General features: G+C 70.5%; 16 protein-coding genes and 1 pseudogene. 7 read left to right on the top strand and 10 right to left on the bottom strand.

Translation table 11 applies throughout. From position 1 onward, the window contains the following. Positions 1-136: 136 nt before the first annotated feature. The 4 genes from ABIA35_RS41335 to ABIA35_RS41320 all read right to left on the bottom strand — a co-directional run bounded on the left by ABIA35_RS41335 (position 137) and on the right by ABIA35_RS41320 (position 5,051). The gene (locus tag ABIA35_RS41335; protein WP_370361559.1) at positions 137-1,159 is read right to left on the bottom strand and encodes a glycosyltransferase family 4 protein; all 1,023 of its coding nucleotides are present in this window, start codon (positions 1,157-1,159) and stop codon (positions 137-139) included. Then, positions 1,156-2,988 carry a murein biosynthesis integral membrane protein MurJ gene (gene murJ / locus ABIA35_RS41330; protein WP_370347263.1) on the bottom strand — a complete coding sequence of 611 codons (1,833 nt, stop codon included), beginning with the start codon at positions 2,986-2,988 and terminating at the stop codon, positions 1,156-1,158. Before murJ ends, ABIA35_RS41335 begins: the two co-directional genes overlap by 4 nt. A gap of 1 nt (position 2,989) precedes the next feature. Next, positions 2,990-3,898, bottom strand: coding sequence for a hypothetical protein (locus ABIA35_RS41325; protein ID WP_370361558.1), 909 nt, complete (start codon positions 3,896-3,898; stop codon positions 2,990-2,992). A 157-nt stretch (positions 3,899-4,055) separates the two neighbouring features. After that, positions 4,056-5,051, bottom strand: a complete 996-nt coding sequence (locus ABIA35_RS41320) for a copper transporter (RefSeq protein WP_370347259.1) — start codon at positions 5,049-5,051, stop codon at positions 4,056-4,058. A 355-nt stretch (positions 5,052-5,406) separates the two neighbouring features. Here ABIA35_RS41320 and ABIA35_RS41315 point away from each other — a divergent pair, with 355 nt between their 5' ends. Beyond that, the gene (locus ABIA35_RS41315; protein WP_370347257.1) at positions 5,407-5,928 is read left to right on the top strand and encodes an RNA polymerase sigma factor; all 522 of its coding nucleotides are present in this window, start codon (positions 5,407-5,409) and stop codon (positions 5,926-5,928) included. Further along, positions 5,921-7,021 carry a hypothetical protein gene (locus ABIA35_RS41310; RefSeq protein WP_370361557.1) on the top strand — a complete coding sequence of 367 codons (1,101 nt, stop codon included), beginning with the start codon at positions 5,921-5,923 and terminating at the stop codon, positions 7,019-7,021. Before ABIA35_RS41315 ends, ABIA35_RS41310 begins: the two co-directional genes overlap by 8 nt. 96 nt (positions 7,022-7,117) lie before the next feature. Here ABIA35_RS41310 and ABIA35_RS41305 read toward each other — a convergent pair whose 3' ends face one another. Together ABIA35_RS41305 and ABIA35_RS41300 are read right to left on the bottom strand one after the other, a co-directional pair. Further along, on the bottom strand, positions 7,118-9,697 hold the full coding sequence (locus tag ABIA35_RS41305) for a DUF5127 domain-containing protein (RefSeq protein ID WP_370361556.1): 2,580 nt from the start codon (positions 9,695-9,697) through the stop codon (positions 7,118-7,120). A 280-nt stretch (positions 9,698-9,977) separates the two neighbouring features. Beyond that, on the bottom strand, positions 9,978-11,006 hold the full coding sequence (locus ABIA35_RS41300; protein WP_370347251.1) for a LacI family DNA-binding transcriptional regulator: 1,029 nt from the start codon (positions 11,004-11,006) through the stop codon (positions 9,978-9,980). A gap of 180 nt (positions 11,007-11,186) precedes the next feature. On the opposite strand from ABIA35_RS41300, the gene ABIA35_RS41295 reads away from it, so the two are divergent. After that, entirely contained in the window at positions 11,187-11,390 is a 204-nt protein-coding gene (locus tag ABIA35_RS41295) for a hypothetical protein (RefSeq protein ID WP_370347249.1), read from the top strand. Between the two features lie 34 nt (positions 11,391-11,424). On the opposite strand, the gene ABIA35_RS41290 is transcribed toward ABIA35_RS41295, so the two are convergent. Further along, complete coding sequence (locus ABIA35_RS41290) at positions 11,425-12,189, bottom strand: hypothetical protein (RefSeq protein WP_370347247.1); 765 nt, start codon at positions 12,187-12,189, stop codon at positions 11,425-11,427. A gap of 163 nt (positions 12,190-12,352) precedes the next feature. On the opposite strand from ABIA35_RS41290, the gene ABIA35_RS41285 reads away from it, so the two are divergent. Then, the gene (locus tag ABIA35_RS41285; protein ID WP_370361555.1) at positions 12,353-12,724 is read left to right on the top strand and encodes a hypothetical protein; all 372 of its coding nucleotides are present in this window, start codon (positions 12,353-12,355) and stop codon (positions 12,722-12,724) included. Between the two features lie 44 nt (positions 12,725-12,768). Here ABIA35_RS41285 and ABIA35_RS41280 read toward each other — a convergent pair whose 3' ends face one another. Both ABIA35_RS41280 and ABIA35_RS41275 read right to left on the bottom strand, forming a co-directional pair. After that, positions 12,769-13,998: a type IV secretory system conjugative DNA transfer family protein gene (locus ABIA35_RS41280; RefSeq protein ID WP_370361554.1), complete on the bottom strand. Its 1,230-nt coding sequence runs from the start codon at positions 13,996-13,998 to the stop codon at positions 12,769-12,771. A 5-nt stretch (positions 13,999-14,003) separates the two neighbouring features. Next, positions 14,004-14,291, bottom strand: coding sequence for a DUF2610 domain-containing protein (locus ABIA35_RS41275; RefSeq protein WP_370347241.1), 288 nt, complete (start codon positions 14,289-14,291; stop codon positions 14,004-14,006). A gap of 125 nt (positions 14,292-14,416) precedes the next feature. On the opposite strand from ABIA35_RS41275, the gene ABIA35_RS41270 reads away from it, so the two are divergent. Continuing rightward, entirely contained in the window at positions 14,417-15,613 is a 1,197-nt protein-coding gene (locus ABIA35_RS41270; protein ID WP_370361553.1) for a type IV secretory system conjugative DNA transfer family protein, read from the top strand. Positions 15,614-15,623: 10 nt separating this feature from the next. Here ABIA35_RS41270 and ABIA35_RS41265 read toward each other — a convergent pair whose 3' ends face one another. Then, complete coding sequence (locus ABIA35_RS41265; RefSeq protein WP_370361552.1) at positions 15,624-21,404, bottom strand: hypothetical protein; 5,781 nt, start codon at positions 21,402-21,404, stop codon at positions 15,624-15,626. 3 nt (positions 21,405-21,407) lie between these two features. Here ABIA35_RS41265 and ABIA35_RS41260 point away from each other — a divergent pair, with 3 nt between their 5' ends. Both ABIA35_RS41260 and ABIA35_RS41255 read left to right on the top strand, forming a co-directional pair. After that, positions 21,408-21,926: a hypothetical protein gene (locus tag ABIA35_RS41260; protein WP_370347236.1), complete on the top strand. Its 519-nt coding sequence runs from the start codon at positions 21,408-21,410 to the stop codon at positions 21,924-21,926. Between the two features lie 165 nt (positions 21,927-22,091). Further along, positions 22,092-22,719 (top strand): annotated as a pseudogene (locus ABIA35_RS41255) (hypothetical protein); the annotation flags it as partial.

The raw sequence follows: 22,719 nt of genomic DNA, 5'->3' as shown, positions 1-22,719 counted from the left end.
GTCCTGCTCACCTGTCATCCACGGGAGACCAGGATATCAGCAGTTGCGGGGCACGGAGCTCACGGGTCGATCATGGGTGGACAGGTGTCGGCAAGGTCGCGTTCATGCCGAATACGCCGCGAGCACCGCGGCCGGCTCATGCCGAGTACGCCGCGAGCACCGCGGCCAGCTCCTCGGCCGGACCGGGCCACAGCGCGTCCCAGTCCGGCGCCCCGCCGGCCGGCACGGACCCGTCGCAGGACTCGGCGAGCGCCCGGGCCAGCGCCTCGGGATCGCCCGGCGGGATCAGCGGCAGGTAGCCCGCGGTGACCTCGGCCACGCCGCCGACGTCGGTGGCGATCACCCGCGGCACGCCGGCCCGCAGCGCCTCCTGCAGCGCCAGCGGCCGGGCCTCCCAGGTGCTGCACATCACGAACACGTCGGCGGCGCGCAGCAGGTCGGCGATGTCGGCGCGGTGGCCGAGCAGCGCCACCGGGAGGCCGTGCTCGTCGACGGCGGCCTGGAGGGCGGAGCGCTCGCGGCCCTCCCCGGCGATGGCGACCGGCGGGACGCGGCCGGGGCCGAGCCGGCCCTTCAGGATGATCAACGCCTTGATAAGGGTGGCGTAGTCCTTCTGCGGGGCCAGGCGGCCGACCGCCAGCACCAGCCGGCGGTCGTCGTCGGCGGCCAGGCCGAGCTCGCTCCGCAGCGCGGTGCGCACCTGCGGCACCGGAAGCGTCGGCGCGGGCAGCGCGGGGGCCACGACCGGGCCGAAGCGCGCGTCCTTCGCCCCGTTCCCGGCCACCGCCTCGACCAGGTCGTGGGAGGCGGCCAGGACCGCGTCGGCGCGTTGGGCGATCAGCCGCATCAGCAGTTCGCCCGCCCGGTTCGCCGGCGCGTTGTGCAGGGTCACCACGGTGCGCTTGCGCGTGGCCAGGCACGCCGCGGCGCCGGCGCGCAGGCCGTGGGCGTGCACGACGTCCACCCGGGCCTGGCGCGCGGCGTGGCGGATCGCCGGTATGGCCCCGGTCCCGGTGGCGACCAGGGTGCGGACGTCGTGGCCGGCCTCGCGCAGGGCCCTGGTGAGGCTGTCGACGTGCACGCCGATGCCGCCGGTGCTCTCCGGGCGGACCAGCAGGATCCTCATCGGCGTCTTGGTCATCATCGGGGTCCTGGTCATCGCACGGGCCTCCGTCGCCGGTTCCGGTTCTCGATCGGGGCGCGCAGCCAGGCGCCGTATTCGGTGTCCGGCAGCAGGCGCTTGGCGGCGACGACCACGGTGAGCACGAACAGCCCGATGGTCAGCAGCGCGGTCGCGGCACCGATGAGCATCGCACGCACCGGTCCGGTGGCGCCCGGCAGTCCGGCGAAGACCATCCCGGCCGGCGCGGCCACGGCCGCGGCCAGCGCCGCCACCGCCCCGGCGCGGCCGACGCCGGCCAGCGCGTCGCGGCCGACGGCCCGGCGGACCGCGGTGAGCAGCGCGGCGCCGGCCACCGCCATGCCCAGCGTGTTGCCCAGGCCCAGGGCGATGACCGCGTCCTGGCCGGGCAGCAGCCAGACCAGGGTCAGGTCGGCGGCCAGGACGGTGAACCAGCCCGCGCACACCGCCGTCGCCGCGGCGCGGCCCCGGCCGGCGGCGTACAGGGCCCGGCTCAGGTGCGCCAGCAGGCCGTAGCCGATCAGGCCGGGGGCGAAGGCGGTCAGACCCTGGCCCATCATCTCCACGGTGACGCTGCCGCCGGTACCGTGGCGCGCGGTCAGGAACAGCCGGGCGGTCGGCCACGCGGCGGCGGCCAGGACCGAGGCGCCGGCCGCGGAGAAGATCACCACGGCCTGGGTGGTGGCCGCCACGCCCTGCGTGTAGCCGCGCCGGTCCCCGGCGGCCCACTTGGCGGACAGGTCGGTGAAGGCGCTGGTCGCGACCGGGACGGCGAGCACGGCGTACGGCAGCGAGTAGACGGCCCAGACCAGGTTGAAGACGGTGAGGGTGCCGGTCGAGGCGTGCCCGGCGTTGGACAGCAGCACGATGGTCAGCACCGCGAGCTGCTGGGCGATCAGGGTCGCGACCCCGGCCACGCCCAGCGAGCGGGCCCTGCGCGCGACGCCTTCGGGGAAGCGGAAGGTGGGGCGCAGCGCGAGCTTGGCGCGCCGGACGGCCGGCAGCAGTGACAGAACCAGGATCAGGACGCCCGCGGATGTGCCCAGCGCCAGTACCAGCTCGGGGGCTTCGTGCAGATCGCGCAGGTGCGCGCCGCGACCGCGATCCATGAAGGCGAAGACGGTGTAAGAGGCGATGACGACCAGGCTGGACAGCAGCGGCGCGAGCGCCGGGGCCAGGAAACGGCGGTCGGCTTGCAGGGTCGCGCCCAGGACGACGGCGGCGCCGTAGAGCGGGATCTGCGGCAGGAAGAACATCAGGAACCGGCTGATTTGGGCGGTGTAGTCCGGGCCGTGCCCGCTGCCCAGGATGTGGCCCATCGGCTCGGCCAGCGCGACGCCGCTGGCCGACAGCGGGATGAGGATGGCGAGCGTCCAGGTCAGCAGCGCCGAGACGATGCGCGAGGCCCGCGCCCGGTCGGCCGGGCCGTCGCCGCCGCCGGTGAGCGGCCCGGCCAGGAGCGGGACGGCGACGCCGGCCAGCGCGCCGCCGGCGGTGATCTCGAAGACGATGTTCGGGAGCTGGTTCGCGGAGTTGTAGGCGTCGGCCAGGGAGCCGGCGCCGACGGTGTGGGAGAAGACGAGCCAGCGGCCGAAGCCGACGACGCGGGAGGCGACGGTCGCTATGGCGATGAGGACGGCGGCGCCGAGGAGGGTGGAGGCGCGGTTGGGGCGACGGGTGCGGGGGGCGGCGGCGGCTGCGCCGGCTTGCTGGGCTTGCTGGGCTTGCTGGGCTTGCTGGGGCACCAGGGCCTGAGCTGCGGCCTTCGACCCGACCTCCGCCGCCTCTGCCGCTTCCGCTGCTTCTGCCGCCTCCGCCGATCCGTGCTCGATCCGGACTTCGGCCATCTCAGTCGTCGCCTTGCTTCGGGACGCGGCCCCACTCGTCGAGCGCACGCAACGGCGGCGTGGCGGCGATGACCTTGGTGAAGCTGACCTTCTCGCTCGCGGCGGTCAGCGCGGCCAGGACGGCGGCCAGGCCGACGAGCCCGGGGCGCGAGGCCCGCGCGGCAGCCGCGACACCGAGCGCCGCCCCGAGGGCATTGGCACCGCAGTCGCCGAGCATCGCCTGCTCGCCGAGGTCCTCGGGCAGTAGTGCGGCGGCGGCACCGAGTGCCGCCGCCGTGAGGAGTCCGCCTGGGGATTCCCGCAGCACACCGCCGGCGGCGCCGAGCACCGCGGCCTTGGTGGCCCGTCCGGGACGCAGGTCGAACAGGTTCACGACATTCGCGGCCCCGGCGACGACGAGACCGGCCAGAACCCGGTCGAGCGGATCGCGGCGCACGAGCGCACCGGCGGCCAGACCGGTCGCGCCGATACCGAGGATCTTGACGGCCCCGGTGGTGACCTCGCCGCGCGCCAGGGCGGACAGGTGGCCCCGGAAGCCCTTGGCGGCGCCGCGCTCGTTCAGGTCGTCGTAGAGGCCGATGGCGCCGGCGCCCAGGGCCGCGCCGCACCCGGCCAGGCGCAGCCGGGCGGGCAGGCCCGGAGCCAGCAGGGACGCCGCGGCGATGCCGAGCGTGACGGCGGGACCTTCGAGAAGGGTGACCTCGCGGCCGCGATTGTTCTTACGAACCCAACGCTCCCGGCCGCCGGGAGGCCGCGCGTTCAGCAGACGATACGCACCGACGGCCGCTCCCCCGCCGAGGGCGGCGGCCGTCACGACTCCGCCCACACCGACCACCCGCTCGACGCTACCCGCTCCCAGCGTGCGGGAGGCCGAACGACGCGCGCCGGCGCGGTTCGCACTGATGAACACGCTCGGCAACCTACCCGCCGGGGCGGCTGACCGGCCAGCACCGGCCACCGATCCGGCCGATTCGACTGATCCGACCAACCCGGCCACCGCATCAGCCCGGCCGGCACCGGCGATCGATCCGCCTGACAACCCTCTCCCCATCCCGGCGGCCCGCCGCTCAGTGCAGGTCCGGCAGCGGCCCGTCGGCCGTCCCGGTGAGTCCGTAGTGCCCGGTCTTGCCCCCGGCGGCCTCGGCGAGGGCGAACACCGTGATGATGCGCCCGGAGGCCTGGTCGGCGGTGTCGGCCGTCGACACGTTCTTCGACACCCAGCTGTCCTTCAGCGCTGCGGCCAGCAGGCCCGGCGAAGCGGCCGAGGACGCCGGTCCGGCCAGGACCGCGCCCAGGGAGCGGCCGCCGCCGGTCAGGTCCTTGAGGAAGCCCAGGTAGAGCCCGTCGGCGGCGTCGTTGGCCGCGGAGCCGGAGGACGGGGCCGACGGGGCCAGGACCACCACCAGGTCCGCGGAGGTGGCGCCGGCCGCCTTCACGTCCAGGAAGCCGGCGTTGCTGTAGGCGGTGAGCACGTCCTGGGACGCCTGGTCGGTGATCGTCTGCTCACCGGCGCCGGTCGAGGCGGCCGGTATCCGGTGCACCACCGCGCCGGCGATGTCGGCCAGGGCGATGACCGGCGAGGGGGTCGCGCCGCTCGCGGAGGAGGATGGCGCCGGCAGCTGCTCTCCCCCGCGCTCGGAGGACGGGAGCTTCGAGGCCGCCGCGGCCAGCTTGCCGGCCTGGCCGGGGTCCAACAGCGCCGACTTCAGCGTCACCTCCCCGGTGACCTGGGCGCCGGCCTTGCCCAGCAGGTCGGCCATCGCGTCGCCGCTGGAGCTGTCGGCGCCGGGCAGCATCACCACGGCCACCGAGTGGCCGACGAGCTTGCCGGACACGGCGTCCGGCCCGAGCGCGGCGATGAGGCTGTCCCGGTCGCGGACCTGGGCGCCGAGCTCGTTCTGGGTGCCGTGCAGGGTCTGGTTCTGGCCGCGCAGCGAGGACAGCTGGTTGTTCAGCTCGTCATAGGCGACCTTGCTCAGGTACGAGGAGCCGATGACCAGCCCGACGGTGAGGGCCAGGAAGACGGCGACGATGGAGACGACGTGGTACCGGAAGTCGATCACGTGAACAGTCCCCGCAGCCGGAACAAGCGGCTTTGTCCCCGGCCGGGAGCAGCACCGAAGCCTGCCGGGCGCGCGGAGGCCGCCATCGGCAGTGGATCATTCCATGAGCGCCCCACGGGCCGTCCTTGCCGCACGTGTCTCCCAGCTCACAGACGAATCGGTCTCGACCCGACAACAGGTCAAGTCCTGTGAAGCCTACGCGCTCGTCCGGCAGTGGCCGGCAGTCGGCTGTTCGAAGTCAGAAGGGACAACTGAAGGGACGACAGAAGGGACGCAACCAGCCGCCTGCTCAGGCGTGACTAGCTCTCGGGAAGCAAACTGCTCTCCGCCGAAAGTCGATCCGATGGGGAGCGGTATGCGGGATCCGAGCGAGTTCGATGCCTTCTATGCGGGCAGCGTCCGGAGGGTGACCAGTCACCTCTATGCGATGACCGGCAGCCGGGCCGAGGCCGAGGACCTCGTGCAGGAGGCCTACACGCGGGCGTGGCAGAACTGGGGGAAGGTCTCCGGCTATGCCGATCCGGAGGGCTGGGTTCGCGCTGTCGCCTTCCGGATCAGGGTCAGCGCGTGGCGGAAGGCGGTCAACAGGGCGACCGCGCACCGGCGGCACGGGCCACCGGAGCCGGATCCCGGGGCCAATCCGGACTATGTCGCGATCATCGCGGCACTGCGGCAGATCAACCCGCACCAGCGTCAGGCGGTGGTGCTCCACCACCTGGTCGGGCTGTCGGTGGAGCAGATAGCGCTGGAGACCGAAGTGCCGGTCGGGACGGTGAAGGCCCGGCTGTCCCGGGGGCGGCAGGCATTGGCGCCGCACCTGTCCGACGCCGTCCCCACCTTCCCGTCGTTCGCCAAGGAGGCATCCGGCCATGCCTGAGGACTTCGACTCCATTCTCCAGACCGGCTCCGCGCGCTTCGCGGAGGCAACCAGGCCGCCGGCGGCAGCCACGCTCCGCGGGCGGGCCCAGCGACGGCACCGGCAGCGCGTGGCGGGCGCGACCGCTCTGGTCGGCGTGACCGCAGCGCTCGCAGCGATGCTGGGCGGCGGTTCCGGGCTCCGGGCCACGCCGGCCCCACCGGCCACAACCCCGACCACGACCACGACCCCGAACGGGCCGCCACCGGTGTTCGCAGCCGGGTGGGATCCCGTCGAACAGCACGCCGCCTTCGGCTGGCTGCCGACCTGGGTCACCGGCGTCAGCTATCAGTCCGGCGCCGGCGACACCGAGGCCGCCGTGGCCACCGGCCAGGCCGGCAGCGGCACTCCCGGCCCCATGTGGCTGACCGTCTCCAAGCAGGAACCCGCATCGACGATCCACAGCGGCGGCGGCAAGGCGCAGAAGGTCAGCGCGCCGGCCGTCAACGGGAACCCCGCCTTCTGGATCTGGACCCCCATCCGAAGTGGCACGGCCCCGAGCGCCGACACCGTCCCCGGCCGGGCCGCCCTGGAATGGCAGGTCGGCGGCGCCTGGGTGGACCTCAGCGGCGACACCCAGGGCACCGGAACACTGACGGCGCAGCAGAAGGACGAGCAGATCCGCATCGCCGCCGGAGTGACCATCGGCGACAAGCCCCTACCGCTGCCGCTCCACATCCAGGACCTCCCGAGTGGCTTCCCGATCGCCGGCGGCAACATGCTCCACGGCTCCTGGGCCCACTCCGGCGCCGCATGGAGCCTGGACCTGATGTTCATATCCGCCCCCGACCCCCAGAAGCAGACCACGAACCTCAACATCCACATCGGGCCGAAGGACACTAAGGGCGCTAAGGACGCCCAGAACAATCGGGACACTGTCGCCCCGGACCTGCGATCAGCGTGCAAGACCGACCGCGGACTCCAGGTCTGCATCGATTTCACCGGCCCCGAACCGCCCGCCCTGGCCGCTTCCGGCGGCGTGCAGGGCCTGCTCGACCGCATCACCCTGCTCGGGCCCGACCCCCAGTACTGGACGGTCCACGTCATCGGGTGACAGCTGGAGTGGCTGGCGAGACGACGGTCACCGCCAGCCACACCGTGGACTCCCTTCTCAGATGAAACCCACATCCTCAAATGAAACGCCGCATCTTTAGATGAAGCGCCACAGATGATCGGAGGTCCCGTTGTCCGACCACTGCGTCACCTGGGCCCCGTCGGCGGTCGAGGCACCGGACACCGCCATCACCTTCCCGCTGTGCACGTTCTGGATCTTGAACCATCCGCCGCCGGCGTCGACGAGCTGCCACAGGTGGTCCGGCGTGCCGTTGTCCTGGTACTGCTGGACGAAGGCGCCGTCGTCCAGGCTCTGGTTGTTCACCGCCAGCACCCGGCCGCTGTTGCGGTTCTGGATCCGGACGGTGCCGTCGGGATTGTGGATCACGGTCCACACGTGGTCCACGGTGCCGTTGTCGGACCACTGCGTGACGTTCGCCGAGTCGGCCAGGGACATGGTGGAGACGGCCAGCAGCTTGCCGCTGTTGCTGTTCTGGATCCGCTGCCAGGACGTGGTGCTGGGCGCTCGTGGTACGACCAGTGAGAACATGCCGCCCACGACCGGCCGGTTCTGGAAGCCCTGCTGCGCCCCGCTGGCCACGACGTACCAGTCCGAGAAGGGCACCCGCTGCGGCGAGCTGTTCACGAAGCCGTAGACGCCCGCGATCAGCGTGTCCCGGATGGCACCCTGGTCGCGGAGCCACGCCGCGGTCCACAGCTCCCAGTCGGCCTTGGTGTAGTCGTTGCGGGGGTCCAGCAGCACGCCGTAGGTCCCGGCGTGCTGCTGGTACCAGCCGGCCTCCTGGGCGGCGATGCCCAGCGGCACCAGGTCCAGGCCGAGCACCTGGTCCGGGAAGCCGTTGTACTTCAGACTCCAGGTGTTCGAGGAACCGTAGGCCAGGTCCAGGTTGGTGTACGCCGGGTCCTCGCCCTTGCTCACCCACTGGCTGATGTAGGACCGGGCGGTGGAGGTGTAGGAAGCCTGATCGGAAGCGTTTCCGGCCAAGCCCGCGACGACCCCCATCGCCCCGATGCCGATGATGCCCTTGAGCGCGAGGTTCGCGCTGTGCGCGATGAACCCGGTGAAGTCGTCGGTCTGGTTCTGGTTCGCCGGGTCCAGGGCGTTGCCGACCAGGTAGTCGGCCCACTGCTTCAAGATCCCGTAGTGCGCCTGCGCGAAGGACGCCGCGCCGGCCGCGGGCAGCCGCTGGAGCAGCGCCGCCGTCATGATCAGCATGTTGGCGGACTCCTCGACCGGCATGTCCTCCTCGTTGCCGTCGTTGTGCCCGGCGGCGTTCGGATAGCTGGAGCCCAGGTCGTGCACGGCGAAGGTCTTCGGCCAGCCGCCGTGTTCGCAGTACTCGAGGATCGGTTCCAGGAGCAGCTGGAAGTAGGACGGCGACAGGTAGGCGAACACCGGGAACGCCGGATAGGTGACGTCGATCGTGGAGACGTTGCCGTCGGAGGAGATCTCCTTCAGGAACGCCCACGGCGCGCCGTTGCGGTTCACCAGCTCCGTCCCGCCGACCGCCTGCCGCAGGGCCAGCGCGCACAGCGCCGCGTAGTCGGTGCCGACGCTTCCGCCGCCGACCGCCGCGGTGGCGTCGTTCTGGATCTGCGTCTCCAGCGCGGTGGCCGCCGTCAGCGCCGGGTCGTGGTCGGCCAGGAACCAGTCGACCATGTCGGTCCACGGCCCCCAGTACGTCGTCCACCACGGCGGCAGGTTCGTCCCCAGATAGCTCAGGCCGGGGTTGCGCACATGGCCGACGGCGAGGTGGAAGGGCGCCGAAGGGGACGCCGAGACCGTGCCGAGGTCCTTGGTCAGGCCGAGCACCGGCCAGTTGTTGTCGATCGCCCGCGGCTGGTTGGAATCCGAGGTGCCGGTCAGCGACCCCTGCGACACGGCCTGCGCGCGCACCACAGTGTCCGCACCGATCTGCCAGCTCACCCCGGTGCCGCCGGAGGTGGCCAGCACCGAGGTGCCCCAGGACGCCTGGTCCCCGTATTCGGCCAGGACCGACGGGCTCGCCGGGGCGAAGCCCAGGGCCAGGTTGCCCGCGCGGGTGGTCTGCTGCGACCAGGTCACCTGCTGTGTCACGTCCCCGTGCGTCCACTCGGCGGAGATGTCCAGGTGCAGCTGGACGCTGTGGGTCCGGCCGTCGTTCGAGACGGCCTGCATGCTCACGTAGCTGAACGGCACACACTGGCGTTGCAGGTTGTTCAGGTCCACCGGCGAGAAGAAGGTCACCGTCAGGGTGACCCCGCCGCCGGTGAACGTGTAGATCGAACGCGTCGCGGTGACCTGGAGCGCGGTCTGGGTCATGGTGTTCGGCACGATCGAGGAGCTCGGCGCGCCGCAGAACAGCCATCCGGCGCCGTCGATCCGGGCGATGCCGCAGAAGGCGTTGACGTGGCCGTTCCAGAACGTCGACCAGGTGCCGGCCAGCGTGTCCGCGGCCTGCCAGGTGCTCAGGTACGGAGAGCGCACCGCGAGTGGCACGGCGGGCGGTCGCAGCGGGGTGAAGGTTGAGGCGGCGGGGGCGGCGAGAGCGGCGGCCGCCTGGGCGTTGCCGGCCGGAGCGAGGGCTGCGAACACACCGGAGCCGGAGACGGCCGCGGCGGCACCGATCCAGCGGAACACGTCTCGGCGGGAGGCATACGGTTCTCTTTCGAACACTGCGACGTTCCCTTCGGGCGGGGACAAGGAAGGTGGGGCCGTCGTACGGGCATGAGCCGGCCGTCATAAATACAACGTTGTAAAAATCAGCCGAACCAGCGCCTGGGAACGGCAACCGACGCACCGGCGGTGGGGTCGGCCGACGGTCGGTGTGCAAAGGTCTGCGACCTCAACGAATCAGCATCATGACAGCACTCTGAGGCCTACCTGTAAACCCCCTCCGCGAAGGAACTCCGGGCGGAATCGGCAGTGCCGCACGGGGATTTTTACAACGTTGGCATCACGGACGCGGCCCTGATATCGGCCCGCGCGGCCGGGTACTCCCCCGCACTTCCAGCCGGAACGGGGCGACGACGTCTCGCGGTTCCGGGCCGTCCCCGCCGCCGGTGCGCTTGCTGAGCAACTCCACCGCGGTCTCGGCGATGGCCTGCTTGTCCGGGGCGACGGTGGTCAGCCGAGGGTGGGCGTACGCCGCCTCCTCGATGTTGTCGAACCCCGCGACGGCCACGTCGTCGGGCACCCACAGGCCGCGGTCGGCGGCCGTGCGCAGCGCGCCCATCGCGAGCAGGTCGTTGAAGCAGAACACCGCGTCCGGCGGCTGCGGCAGGTCGAGCAGCTCGGCCATCGCCTGCGCGCCGTCGCGCCGGTGGTACTTCGCCGCCGGCACCACCAGTTCCTCGCGGTACTCCAGCCCGGCCTCGGCCAGCGCCTCCCGGTATCCGCGCAACCGCAGCGCCGCGGTGCCGCGGGCCGGGTTGGTGCCGATCGCGGCGATCCGCCGCCGTCCGAGCCCGGCCAGATGGCTCACCGCAGCCCTGGCCGCGGCGACGTTGTCGATCGCGACGCGGTCGGCCGAGGCCGGCAGCCAGTGCTCGCCGAGGATGACGAAGGGCACGCCCGGATCGCCGGCCGTCAGATCGTCGGCGGTGAGCGCCTCCGGACTCAGGATCGCCCCGTCGACGATGTGCGGCCCCAGCGCGGACAGCGCTTCCCGTTCCCGCTCGCGCACGCCCTGGGTCTGCTCGATCAGCACGTTCCAGTCCCGATCGGCCGCGGCGGTGATGACCAGGCTCACCAACTCGCCGAAATAGGGCACGCCGAGCTCGGGCACGATCATGGCGATGCAGCCGGTGCGGCCGCGCCGCAGGTTGCGGGCCCCGACGTTGGGCCGGTATCCCGTGGCCTTCAGGGCCTCCTCGACCCGGCGCCGGTTCTCGGCCTTGACGAAGCCGTACCCGTTCACCACGTTCGACACGGTCTTGATCGAGACGCCGGCGAGCGCGGCCACGTCCTTCAAGGTGGGAGCCATACATGCCTTCTACAACATGCGGGGAAGGGCCGGACGGGGGCCGTCGGCTCGCGGGACGCGCCCGTGAACGCCGGCAAGGCTCCCCGCCAGGGGCAAGACCCCGAACAGAGATTCACTCTAATTAGTGATTCGATGCCGCGGAACCCGGGATGCGATGCCGCCGTGCGCCAAGATCCAGGCATGGCACGCATCGAAAGCGCGGTGACTTCAGGCGGCGGCGTCGTGTACGACGGCCGCGCTGCGAAGATCGCCGGCAAAGAACCCGACAGTCCGGCGCCGACGACTCCCTGGGAGCCCGCGGGCCAGCGGGCCCATAAGGTCCGGGGCATGCTCAACAGCTACACGAGGGGACGCAGGGCCGCGCTGGAGGAACTGGGACGATAGCCGCTGATAGCGCCCCCCGGCGTGCCGATCGCGGTCAGTTGAGGATGTTGACGGCGCGCGCCGCCACGAGCGCGATGGTCACCAGCGACACGCCCGACTGGAGCATCATCGTCATCTTCGCCCACGAGGACATCGGCAGGGTGTCCGTCGGCGAGAACGCCGTGGAGTTGGTGAACGAGAGGTAGGCGTAGTCGACGAAGGTCGCCTCCCAGTCCGGGGACGCCTTGGACGGATCCGTCATCTGCGCGAAGAGGAAGTCAGGGTACGGATTGCGAGCCGCAGCGCGCGAGAACGGCCCGCCGCGGTCGAACTCCCAGTAGATCAGCGCGAAGACCACGACGTTGGTGACCCATATCGCCAGGCCCGAGCCGAGCAGCGTGACGGCGTCGACGCTCGGAGATCCCGCCTTGTGATGCAGGATCTCGTTGATCAGCCTGGCTATCGAGGTGAGGTTCGCGACCGCGATGGACAGCGTCATGCACAGCGACATCCACCGCACGATCGGGTGCTCGCGCTGGAACCGGACCGGATTGGCGGCCACGAGCCCGACCAGCAGCAGGACTTCGAGCACGGGCAGCAGCAGCTTGGGCTGCAGGGCGTACCGGTCGGGAAGCACCACCTGCATCACGATGGCCAGCACGACCCCGATGGTCACCGGCCACCGCCGCTCCCCGGCGGTCTCGCGCAGCCAGCCCGGCAACTTGCCGAGCTCCCAGTGCAGGCCCGGCACGTGCTGGTTGAGGTGCGGCAAATGTGCCCCGGCGGCACGCTGAGCCCCGGGATCCCGGCGATCGTTCATCCGCCGAGAGTACTTGGGGTCGCGGTGGCGCGGCCAGTGCCGCGATCGGTGCGCGCTGTGGGCGGTTTCGGCGATATTCTGGCTACGTCGGGTAACCGTGGCGCAGGGGGGGGTTCGGATGGGCGGGGAAATCGCGCTGGCGACGGAGACTGCACCGATCGCGGTGGCCGCGATCGGCATATACGGCAGAGCCGTTCTGGCCAAGGCCTGGGAAGACGTCGCCGACGTGACCATCAAGGCCGGTCTGCAGGTCCTGCAACGGATCTTCGGACGCAGGAAGGAAGGCGAGGCGCTGCCCGCCGTGATCGAGGACGTCGTGGCGCATCCCGACGATGACGACATGGTCGTTCAGTTCCGGGTGGCCATTCGCAAAGCCCTGACACAGGACCCCGAGCTCGCCGAGGAAGTGGCGGCGATCGTGGCCGGCGCCGCCCCGCGCGGTGGGCACGGCCAGCACATCGTGGCCGGGCGCGACGCCCTGGTCGCCGGCCGGGACATCACCATCACCGGCGAAAGCGCGACGCCGACCGATTGACGCGGCCGCGGACGATTCCGTGCCGACCGCGGCCAGGCGCGCCGCTACCGAGGTGGCGCGCCGCCGGCCATGCTGAGCCGCCGCAGGCGGCGCGGCGCACCGTCGAGCCGGACGATCTGGTCCTGCGCACCGAGCGACCGGATCTCATCCGGAGGCAGGCCGAGGACGGTGGCTGCCTCGGCGGCGGCTTCCGGATCGCCGGTGCCGAACACCTGGACGGCCCCGCTGCCGGCGATCATGGCGGGCCAGCCGCGGGGGTACCCGGCGCGAAGCTGGCTCACGTCGTTCCAGAACGACCAGATCCGCACTTTACGATGCGACATCGTCGCGTACGCGGCCTCCAGTTGCGGGAACGGCAGAAGTTCCGCGCAGTGGTCGAGGAGGAAAAGGGACGGCACAGCCGGGTCCGGCGCACGCAGGGCGTTGGCCAGCAGGCCGCCGATCCAGACGCGCAGGAGCGTGGCATACATCGTGACGCGCTCTGCCGGGACGATGACATAGACGGTCACGGGCCGGTCGGATGGGAACATGAAATCCGACCCGGCCATGGCCGCCTCCACCTCCAGACTGCTGAGAACCTTGAACCGTGCGGCAGCTCTGGCCAGGATGCGAGTACGTGCCTTGTCTTCCTTGTTCAAGAAGCTGGCAATTTCCGAATAGGTACTCACGGAGAGTTTTTTCCCGATGGTGTCCAGGACTACAGCCAGGGAGTAGACGACGTCATCGGTCAGCAAGATGTCGTAGAGATCGTTGACCTTCTTTTCCGGGACCACGTAAAGGTAGCCGATGATCGCGCTGAGCAGCCCGATGGTGTCGCTCTCCGTGAGGTCGCCGAATGACGGGCCGCGGGAGAACAGCTCCGCGACGTTCCGGCATTCCTCGGAGAAGATCTCTTGGCTCGGCGCCTGGATCCAGTCGACGGGCGTGTAGGTGTGGCCGGCCGGTGCGATCAGACCGAACGGGTCCAGTCTCATCACCTGCTGTCCCAGCGCACGGCGTGCATCGGCGGTGGCCGCGTACGCCCTGCCGTCGATGTCCAGGACGACGGCCTGACCGGTGTAGTTCAGCAAGTTCGGGACCACGCAGGAGCGGTCCCGCCCCGATCGGTGCGGCGCGAACGTCATGATGTGCGGCGCCTTGCCGCCGGGGCAGAGCACCGCCTCGTCGGCGCCCGGCAGCGCATCCGCCGATGACCTGGTCCACCTGCGGCGTCCCTGTCGCTCGGCCCGGCCCAGGAAGAGCGCTTCGTGACTGAGCTTGCTGAACTTGCCCACCGAGATCAGGCCTGCGCCGGCTCGACCGTCGAATCGTCCGGGCCGTCACCGTCCTTCTTCTCGCCACGCGCGTAGACGCAGAGCTCTTCGAAGCTGACTCCGTTCTCAGCGGAGATGTCGAGCAGCTTCTGGAACTCGTCCATCACCTCCGGCGGTATCGTGCCTCCCCGTTCACGCGACAGCCAGCTCGACTGATGCTGAAGGGGATGCTTACCTGCACGCGGCTCCCCGACATAGATGTTGAACGGAGCCTTCACACTCGCGAAGTCGCATGGAATGGTGAACTTTTTCACCAGGAACCCCCATTGCCGGATACACCCGTCCCTTACAATAGCGAAAAGCCCGGTGGCACAACCAGTACGGCACGGCATCTTGTCAATCCCGCCGATCTCAGTGATGCGAGGCGTGCATGGGCGATATGGGTCGACACGAAGCGGAACTCGTCCTCGGCCGTTCGGTGAACGATCCCGACTCTCCGGCCGCCGAGGACCGCCCGATCTCCTCCGCCGGGACCATGCACCTGATGACCGTCGCCCCACAGCAGTCCGGCCAGGACCGGTCCTGCCTGATTCCGAACCTGCTGACGTACCCCGGCCCGATGGTGGTCCTCGACGTCGACGGCGTGACCCACGCCGCCACGGCGGAGGCACGACAGGCCATGGGACAGACCGTGGTGCGGCTGGACCCGTTCGGGGTGACTGGTCCGGAAACAGACGCACTGGAGCCCCTTGACCTGCTGAACGGTCAGGAGGAGCCGGCCATCACGTCCCGGTGTCTGGACATCGCCGGTCTGCTTCCCCTGCGACGCGACGGTCTGGACGCAGCCGACGACGAGGCGTTCAGCCTGATCAGTGCCCTGATCGGATACGTCTACGCGGCGCCCGGCAAGGGAACGTTCAACGCGCTCTACGACACGCTGTTCGATCCGGACTTCACGCACAGCATGGCCGTGGCGTTGGACACCGTGGGCAAGCATCTGTCGAAGGTCTCGTACGCGGAGCTTGCGCTGCACCTGGGGCGAGATGAGTTTCTCCGTACTCGTACCCTGGCCGTGGTCCGGTCGTGTTTCGAGGCTCTGGGGACTCCCGAGGTGCGGCGCACGCTGAGCACATCCACCCTCGCCATTTCTCGGGCACACCGTGAAGAGCCGACCACCGTCTACCTCGTGCTGCCGGCCAACCGGGTCACCAGCCACTCGGCGCTGCTGCGGCTCTGGCTCGGGACCCTGCTGCTCGGCAGGGAGGATCATCAGGTCCGCGCAGGCCACCCGACGGTGTTCCTTCTGGACCGGTGTGCCGATCTCGGTCCTTTTCCGCTCCTGGAATCGCTGCTCGCCATGCGGTCGGAGGGACCGGAGGGATCGGAGGCAGGAGTACGGATCTGGACCTTCTGGCATGACGTGAACCAGCTTCGGGCAACGTGTCCAGACCGGTGGCGGGAGATCGTCTCCGGCTGCGACGCCGTCCAGTTCTTCGCCACGAAGGACGCCGGAGCCGCGGCCGGCGCCGACGCCCTCCTGGGCCTGTCCCCCGGCTCGATCTGGTCGCTCGGCCCGGCGGACCAGATGCTCGTGCTGGACGGCACGCCCCGCCGTACCCGAAGACCGGCGCTTTGACGCGTCCGCCCTACGAGTCGGTCACCTCAAAGATCGCCAGGTAGAGAATGCGATCGAGCCGGTCGACGTATTCGATGATGTCGCCGCCGCTACCGTCTTCGTCGTAGCGCATCAGGTATACCGGAACCGCGGAGGACGGACCCGCCACCGCGTCCTGCAGACCGCGCAGGATGAGGCGGCGATGGGGCGCGCCCTCGCCTCGGGCCAGGCCCAGCAGCAGGCGGGTCGCGGACGCGACGACGCCGGCGCTGGGATCGGCCAACAGCTCCAGCAGTCTCGGGATCACATCGTCCTTCATCATGCGGAACTCGCTCACGGCGGCATAGGCCGCACGCTGGACGAAGACGTTGTCCTTCATCGCGATCCGCAGCGCGTCGGCGACGAGGTCGGTGACCAGGCGCAGCATGCCCAGGAGCCGGACCGCGGCCACCCGGCCGACCCAGTAGTCGGACGTGGCGACCCACTCGATGAGCATCGTCTCCCAATCGTTCGGATCGGCCAGCGCCGCGAAGGCCTTCGGAGAGATCCGGGCCACCGCTTCCAGCGCGGCCATGACGGCCACCATCTGGCGGCTCGGATCGCCCGACCGGCTGACCGATTCGGCCCACTGGAGCAACAGCCGCAGCGCGTCCTCGTTCTCTGCCAGAGACGCGGCCGCCTCCCTGGCCTCGGCGAAGTACCCGGTCCGGCCGACCTGGACGTAGTACCGATATCCGATCGACTTCAGCGTTGCCAGGCAGACCGCGCCGTCGGAGATCCGCTGTTCGTCGAGCCAGAGCATCGCCTGCTCGATGCTCGAGCGGGCGATGTCGAGGCGGTCGGCCGGATCATGGGTTGTCGCCGCTTGCACAGCCTCCAGGATGGACACGGGCCCCTTCGGGATGACGCGTACTTCCCGCCGGATCTCCAGCGGAACGGCCGCGACGGCTTCGCGAAGAGCGTCCGGCACACCGTCCAGAACCTTGGTCGTGTGGCCGACCCGGGTCAGTCCTTGCAGGAGCGGCCGCCGCACGTCGGGCGGCGCCGAGCGAAGGGCCGCGAGCAGCGGCTCAACCAGCTCCTCGTCGATGGATTCGAGGTTCTCCAGAAGCCAGACCGAAGCGGCGTCCCCGCCCGCGGCGGCGGCCGACAGCCAGCGGCTCAGTGCCTCGGCGTCGTCGTGATGGATGTCGCACGACGTCCAGCTCAGGACGCTGAGCACGGACGGCGGCAGGTCGGTCCGTGCCGCTTGGCCGGCGAGCGCGTTGATCGCCTCCGTCCCGACCCTGGTGACGGACCAACGCCGGTTCCGGTTGTTGCCGAAGGGATGCGTGCCGTGCAGCGCCAAGGCGGCACGCAGTCGCAGGCGGTCCTGCGAACTGCTCAGAAGCTCGACCACCGGGCCGACGTTCTCCGGAGTCAGGCGCCCGCCTTCCATCTGGATGAGCGCACGCCACCGCTGTACCGCGTCCTCGCCAGTCGGCCATCGCGCGATGATCGCTGTGGCGCCTGCGTCCGGGGCCTCCAGGTAGGACCACAGCGGCTGGAGCCTGGCCGCGCGTCCGGAGCATATGAGCCGGTTGATGAAGGTCGCTTCGACCGCCGTCACACGCAGCCCGCCGTCGGCCGCGGACTCGATGAGGGCTGCGACGCCGGCGTCGGCTCGCGTGTCGGAATCCGAGCGCAGCATCTCCCAGCCGGCCCGGTCGCCGGTGTGCGCGGCGTCGAGCGCCCCGACTTCGGCGGCGACCGCGTTGAGGTACAGGGCGCCCCAGGCAAGCCGGCCCGTGGGGTGGCGCAGCCGGTGGCTGTCGGCTCCCAGCGCCGGCGCTTCCGGCGGGAGCCGCCAGGCCAGGGCGCCGGCCCCGTATCGGGTCCGGTACTGCGCCACCAGGCGGGAGTCGCGCCCGTGGGCCTTGTCGCGCAACCACTGCTCGGGCAGCGCGCCGGCGGCGGCATCCAGATCGTCGGCGACGCCTGCCAGGCCGCCGACCGCCGAGCGCAGATCGAGGATCGCTTCGGCCCTGCGCCGTGGATCGGCGATGTCGGCCAGGGACGCGACGGCCGCGCCGAGCAGGTCCTCGGGCTGCTCGGGGACGATGAACGCGAGCCTGGCCTGGGCCCGCGCCCGGTTCTCGGGGTCGGTGATCCGGCCGGACAACCGGGCCATCGTGTCGACCATCAGCCCGCTGATGTGGAAGCCGAGTTTCTTGTCGGGGACGGACGTGAGGAGCCATTCGATGGCACGGGCCTGGTGCTGCGGGTCGGTGATCTCCGCGATCAGGGAGTCGATGTCGAGCCCGAACGGGACGGTCCGCGAGTACCACACGCTCTTCCACAGCGCCCGGAACCGCAAGTAGGGATCGTCGATCGTGTCCGCCCCGGCCACCAGGACGTAGCCGGAACGGCGGATGGCATCGTCCTCGGCTTCGGTGCCGTCAGCGGTTCCCCAGCCGAGGATCACTTCGAGGATCCTGCGGGTGCTCTCCTCGCCGACCAGATCGGCCGCCAGTGCGCCGGCCGCGGACGGCATCAGCCGCTGCCCGGTCGCGCCCGTGACGTAGCCCCGCATGAACTGCCTGCCGCGCGAACAGCACACGGCCAGCGTCTCCCAGATCAGCGCCGGATGCTCCAGCAGCAGTGGTTTGCACCTGCCCAGCAGAAGCCCCGCGTGGTGGTCGTACGCACGCGGCGCCATCTGGATCTCGTCGAGCATCGTGAGGTAGTGCTCGACGAGCGTGCCGGGTCGGGGCGCGAGTTCTTCCCGCGGCCAGGGCAGGCGCGGCCCGGCCCGGAGATTGTGCGCGCGGTTGATCGCCGACCAGCCGCGGACCAGACGTTCGGCGTCGGTCCCGGACTCCGGCAGCAGGGCCCCGTCAAGGATGTCCCCGCCCTCGGCTGCCAACCCGGAGAACAAGTACGCCCAGTACTCGCCGTCCACCTCGGACCGGATCTCCGGCGAGGTCGCGGCGACGTGGCGGTGGGCCGGGATCGTGTCGCTGACCGCGAGCGGCCCCGCACCGCCGACGGCCCTGGCCCTGATCACGACGCGCAGGAGATCGAGCTGGTGCTCCTGCGGCGCCGCCTCGGGGATGGTCCGGGCGGCCGTTTCGCTCGCGCGCAGGATCGGCTCCCGCAGGAGGGCGGCCAGCCACCGGAACCGGGTGAGCACCGCCCGCGCGGCGGGTCCTCGGTCGCGGTCGGCCAGGGCCGCACCGACCACCGGGACCACGTCCTCGCCGAGGGCGGCCAGTCCGACCAAGGCCTCGGCGCTGCCGGCCAGCCATGCGCGCCGGAAGACGTCCGCCAACACGGCGGACGGCGCGCCCTCGCCCAGATGCTGTTGAATCGCGCTGCTCAGAGTTCGGTCTTCCAGGTCCTGGACTATGTCGCAGGGCGAGAACTCGACCGGCGGGACGACCGGCGGGGCGCCGACCGCCTCGCCGTTGGTGCTCTGCGAGGCCCGCAGACGCTTGTTCTGGTCGGCCCGCAGACGCTCGTGGGTCTGCGTGCGGCCGAGTCCGCCGTACAGGGCCATCAGCACCCAGAGCCAGTCGGCGTCGTCCTGGACCCTCGCCAACAGCTCCGGCTGGGATTCCAGCAGCCGGCGCATCGGCAGATGCCGGCTGACCAGGCCGGCCCTGTCCAGCTCCGGCGCGGCCGGCGACCACGACGGGTCGCCGGCGGGCTGCCCGAGAGCGGCCAGGATCGCCCAGCGGACCGGCCAGCCGAGGCGGTCCTGGTCTGTGTGCGCGACGTGCAGCAACGCCTCGACGATCTCCGTCGTGAACCAGTTCAGCCGCAAGAGGATCTGCGCTGCGGCGCCCGCATGGTCGGCATGGTCGGCCTCGGTGGATGGTTGCCGGATGGCATCGGCGATGACCTCGGCGGCCAGTCCGGCCGCCGCTCCGGCGTGGATGCTGGCGAACGCCCCGTGGATGCTGTCGCGCAGCCCCTCGGTCCGCGCCTGGCCCTGAGTGAAGGCGTAGCTGTGCAGCAGCTGGCCGATGAGCCGGGCCAGGACGGGGCGGGGGACGTTCGTCAGGCCGGGCAGCGCGTTCATCACGAGCAGGGCGGCGCGCGGGATCGGGGTGCCGCGCTCGTCGCCGGCCAGGACGTCCTCCAGCAGCTGAACGCGGTACTCCGGCTGTCCCGCCGGCGACGGATGCTCCGGGTCCTCGTCCCATTCCTCGCTGCCCATGACCAGGCCCAGGCTCAGAAGCAGCGGCTCGCGCCATTGCAGGTCGTCCAAGCGCTCGATGATGTCGGCGGCCGCGCGCTCGCGGTCGGCGAGGAGGTGGCGCGCGGCCAGGAACTCCTGGAAGGTGCGGTGGAAGAAGGCGAAATTGCCCGCGCTCTGCTCGGCGAGCAGGCCGACCTGCTTCTGGATCGTGGTGAGGAGCGCTTCGAGGACCGGGCGGAACGCGGCGTCGTCCGGGGTCGTGTCGCGCGACTCGGCCAGCGGCACCTCGATCAGTGCCCTGATGCGATCCAGGTTGATCAGGCTGTTGCTCGCGCTGTTCCCCTGCATGTCGGCCGCGAGCGGCTGCAGAGCCGCCAGCAGCTCCTCCCGCACCAGGAGCTGCTGCTGGCACTCCGGCCGGTTGAGCCAGACCTGGAGCAGGTTCTCCACGACGCGGTCGTAGACGCCGGCCCGCTGTTCGGGCAGCCTGCCGCCGCTGAGGTAGACGATCGCCAGAATGCTGATGAGCAGCGGGTTGGTGGCCAACTCGCGGATGCGGGGGCGGGCGTCGTCGTAGATCTCGGCGATCAGATCCTCGGCGGAGAACTGACGGCGGCCCCGCGTGGCCAGCTCCCCGTTGACCGCCGCCACCCACGAGCGGACGAAGTGCTCGACCGCCTGCCGGCCCATGGGCTGGATGCCGAAGTGCGCACAGCCGCTTTGGAGCGACATGTTGCGGTAGCCGACGTAACGGCTGGTCACAACGACCTGATTGCCGCCGGCCCGCAGCGGCGTCCCGGACTCGTCGGCGTCCTCGGCGAGGTTCTCCCGTGTGTGGGCGTTGATGAACTCGTCGATGTCGGCCAGGACTGTACGGCGGTTCGCCTCGGAGAGTTCGTCGAGGCCGTCGAAGACGACGACGGCTTGCCCGTCCTGCAGGAACTCGCAGAGCAGAGCATTGCGACGCTCCGGGGTGAGGCCGTCGGGCAGTCCGCACGAGTCCGGATCGCGACCCAGGAACTGCTCCAGCGTGCGGGCGGGTAGTCCCTTGTCCTTCCGCTCGGCCAGGTCGCGGGCATAGTGAGCCACCCGGAGGAAGATCGGCACGCGAACGGGGCCGAGGTCGGTGCGGGCCCCGGTCTCCGCGCGGCTGGACAGATCCGGATCCACCTGCCCGGCGGGCACCTCGACATGCCGGCCGACATCGATGACGACGGTCCCGCTGAACTTCGTGGGCGTCAGGCCGCCGGCCACGTAGCGCAGGTGCGCGTAGCGGCTGCCGCACTCGCCGGGCGCCGGGGTGAACGTCAGAAGCCCGACCTGTCCGATCTTGACGACCTGGCCCCGGGCGATCGGAACGCCCTTGAACATCAGCTTCCCCCGGGCCGGCAGCTCCTGGATGCCGATCGCCGTGATCGCAGTGGTCTGATCGGGAGCGGTGAAGTGTGCCCTGGTGAACGCGGCCGAGTAGCCGGCGCGGACGTGCAGGCGGGCCGCGCCTGACAGGTCGGCCACGTCTTCGGAGCGAACCTCGGCGGGAAGTTGGCCGAGCGCACCGCGCGCCATTTGCAGAACGAGCCAGTGTCCGAGTGTGGTCTTGCCGCTGCCGGGGTTGCCCAGCAGGACCATGCGATGGTGGCGGCAGAAGGCGTCAGCGATGTTCTGGACGTCAGCGACGCCCGCCAAGCGGCTCTCTTCGCGCCGGGGACGGTAAGTGCGGCGGATGTTGTCGGCGTCGAGTTCGTCCAGGCGCTCCGAGTCGATCTGGTCCAGCGCGAGCCCGCCCGCCGCTTCCCGGACTTCGATGGTGTGGAGCGCGGCCTCGTGGTGGAGATCATAGGCCGTTTCGGGCTGGGCCTTCAGCGCTATGTAGACCTTTTCAAGGTCAATCTTCATGCTGTCGGTATCGGGGATACCCAGCAGTTCCAGGCTCTTGTAGCTTTCGACGACTTGTTCGAGATGGCCGCGGAGTTCTTCGGCGGGCGTCGGCGGGGGTGGGCTCGGCGGTGGAGCTTGGTAGGTGATGTTGACGTCCCTACCCGCGACCTGGACGTCCCGACCCGCCCGGAGCTCGGTATACCTGTGGCCGTCATTGACGTCCCGGTCTTCGGCCACTGTCCCCACGCCCTTCGGCTCAGTGCCTTGTTTTGAGATCTCACTTTAGCGGCTGTCTTGACCGAAGCGTGGATGGCGGCGAATTCCGGCGACGCATAAGGGGCTCATCGAGTTTGACTGTGACATCAAGTCGTTGAAGTCTTTCGGGACTGGACTCCCTACGAGAACCAACTCCGCACCCAGCGGAAGAAGGCATCACCGATGCAGCACGGCAACAAGCAGGAGCCCACGAGGCGGACGATGCTCCGCGCCGGAGCGGTAGCCGGTACGGCCACGGGCCTGAGCGCCGCCGGTATCCTCGGGGCCCGGGCGGCGAACGCCACGGCGACCTCGGCCCCCGGCGAATCACGCAAACCGCCGCCCTATCCGCCCGATGTCACGGACACCTCGCGCTGCACCCCGGAGGTCGCAGCACTCTTCCACCGCATCTTCACCGCCAAGAGCGAACACGACACCGCCGCGTTCATGGCCCACTTCTCAAGATCGAACACCTCTTACAGCGACGCCTGCCTGGGCGTGGTCATGTCCGGCTGGCAAACGATCAACACCGAGTTCACCTCGATCTTCACGAACGCACCGGCCGACGCGATCGCCTACCCGCTGACCATCGTCGGCGACACAAACAGCGCGACGGTCGAGTTCGTGGACTCCCCCGGGTTCTTCGGCCAGGAGATCCGCGCCCTGTCCTCGGTCACCTTCGACCGCGACCGGAAGATCACCCGCTGGGTCGACTACTGGGACCGTCGCAGCTCCCTGTTCCCCAGCCCCGACGCCGGCGCCTACCCGGCCGACTTCCACGATTCCGAGCAGAACGCCGACCCCGCCATCG

This window comes from Catenulispora sp. MAP12-49 (genome assembly GCF_041262705.1).
In the GTDB taxonomy this organism is placed as follows: domain Bacteria; phylum Actinomycetota; class Actinomycetes; order Streptomycetales; family Catenulisporaceae; genus Catenulispora.
Note: the sequence above shows the minus strand (reverse complement) of the source record. Positions and strands in the feature narration are given on the sequence as shown.

Coding starts and splice junctions, on each gene's coding strand:
- ABIA35_RS41310 (WP_370361557.1), top strand. CDS start 5,921: ATGCCTGAGGACTTCGACTCCATTCTCCAGACCGGCTCCGCGCGCTTC.
- ABIA35_RS41295 (WP_370347249.1), top strand. CDS start 11,187: ATGGCACGCATCGAAAGCGCGGTGACTTCAGGCGGCGGCGTCGTGTAC.
- ABIA35_RS41315 (WP_370347257.1), top strand. CDS start 5,407: ATGCGGGATCCGAGCGAGTTCGATGCCTTCTATGCGGGCAGCGTCCGG.
- ABIA35_RS41270 (WP_370361553.1), top strand. CDS start 14,417: ATGGGTCGACACGAAGCGGAACTCGTCCTCGGCCGTTCGGTGAACGAT.
- ABIA35_RS41300 (WP_370347251.1), bottom strand. CDS start 11,006: ATGGCTCCCACCTTGAAGGACGTGGCCGCGCTCGCCGGCGTCTCGATC.
- murJ (WP_370347263.1), bottom strand. CDS start 2,988: ATGGCCGAAGTCCGGATCGAGCACGGATCGGCGGAGGCGGCAGAAGCA.
- ABIA35_RS41290 (WP_370347247.1), bottom strand. CDS start 12,189: ATGAACGATCGCCGGGATCCCGGGGCTCAGCGTGCCGCCGGGGCACAT.
- ABIA35_RS41265 (WP_370361552.1), bottom strand. CDS start 21,404: ATGGTCCTGCTGGGCAACCCCGGCAGCGGCAAGACCACACTCGGACAC.
- ABIA35_RS41260 (WP_370347236.1), top strand. CDS start 21,408: ATGGTGGCGGCAGAAGGCGTCAGCGATGTTCTGGACGTCAGCGACGCC.
- ABIA35_RS41335 (WP_370361559.1), bottom strand. CDS start 1,159: ATGACCAGGACCCCGATGATGACCAAGACGCCGATGAGGATCCTGCTG.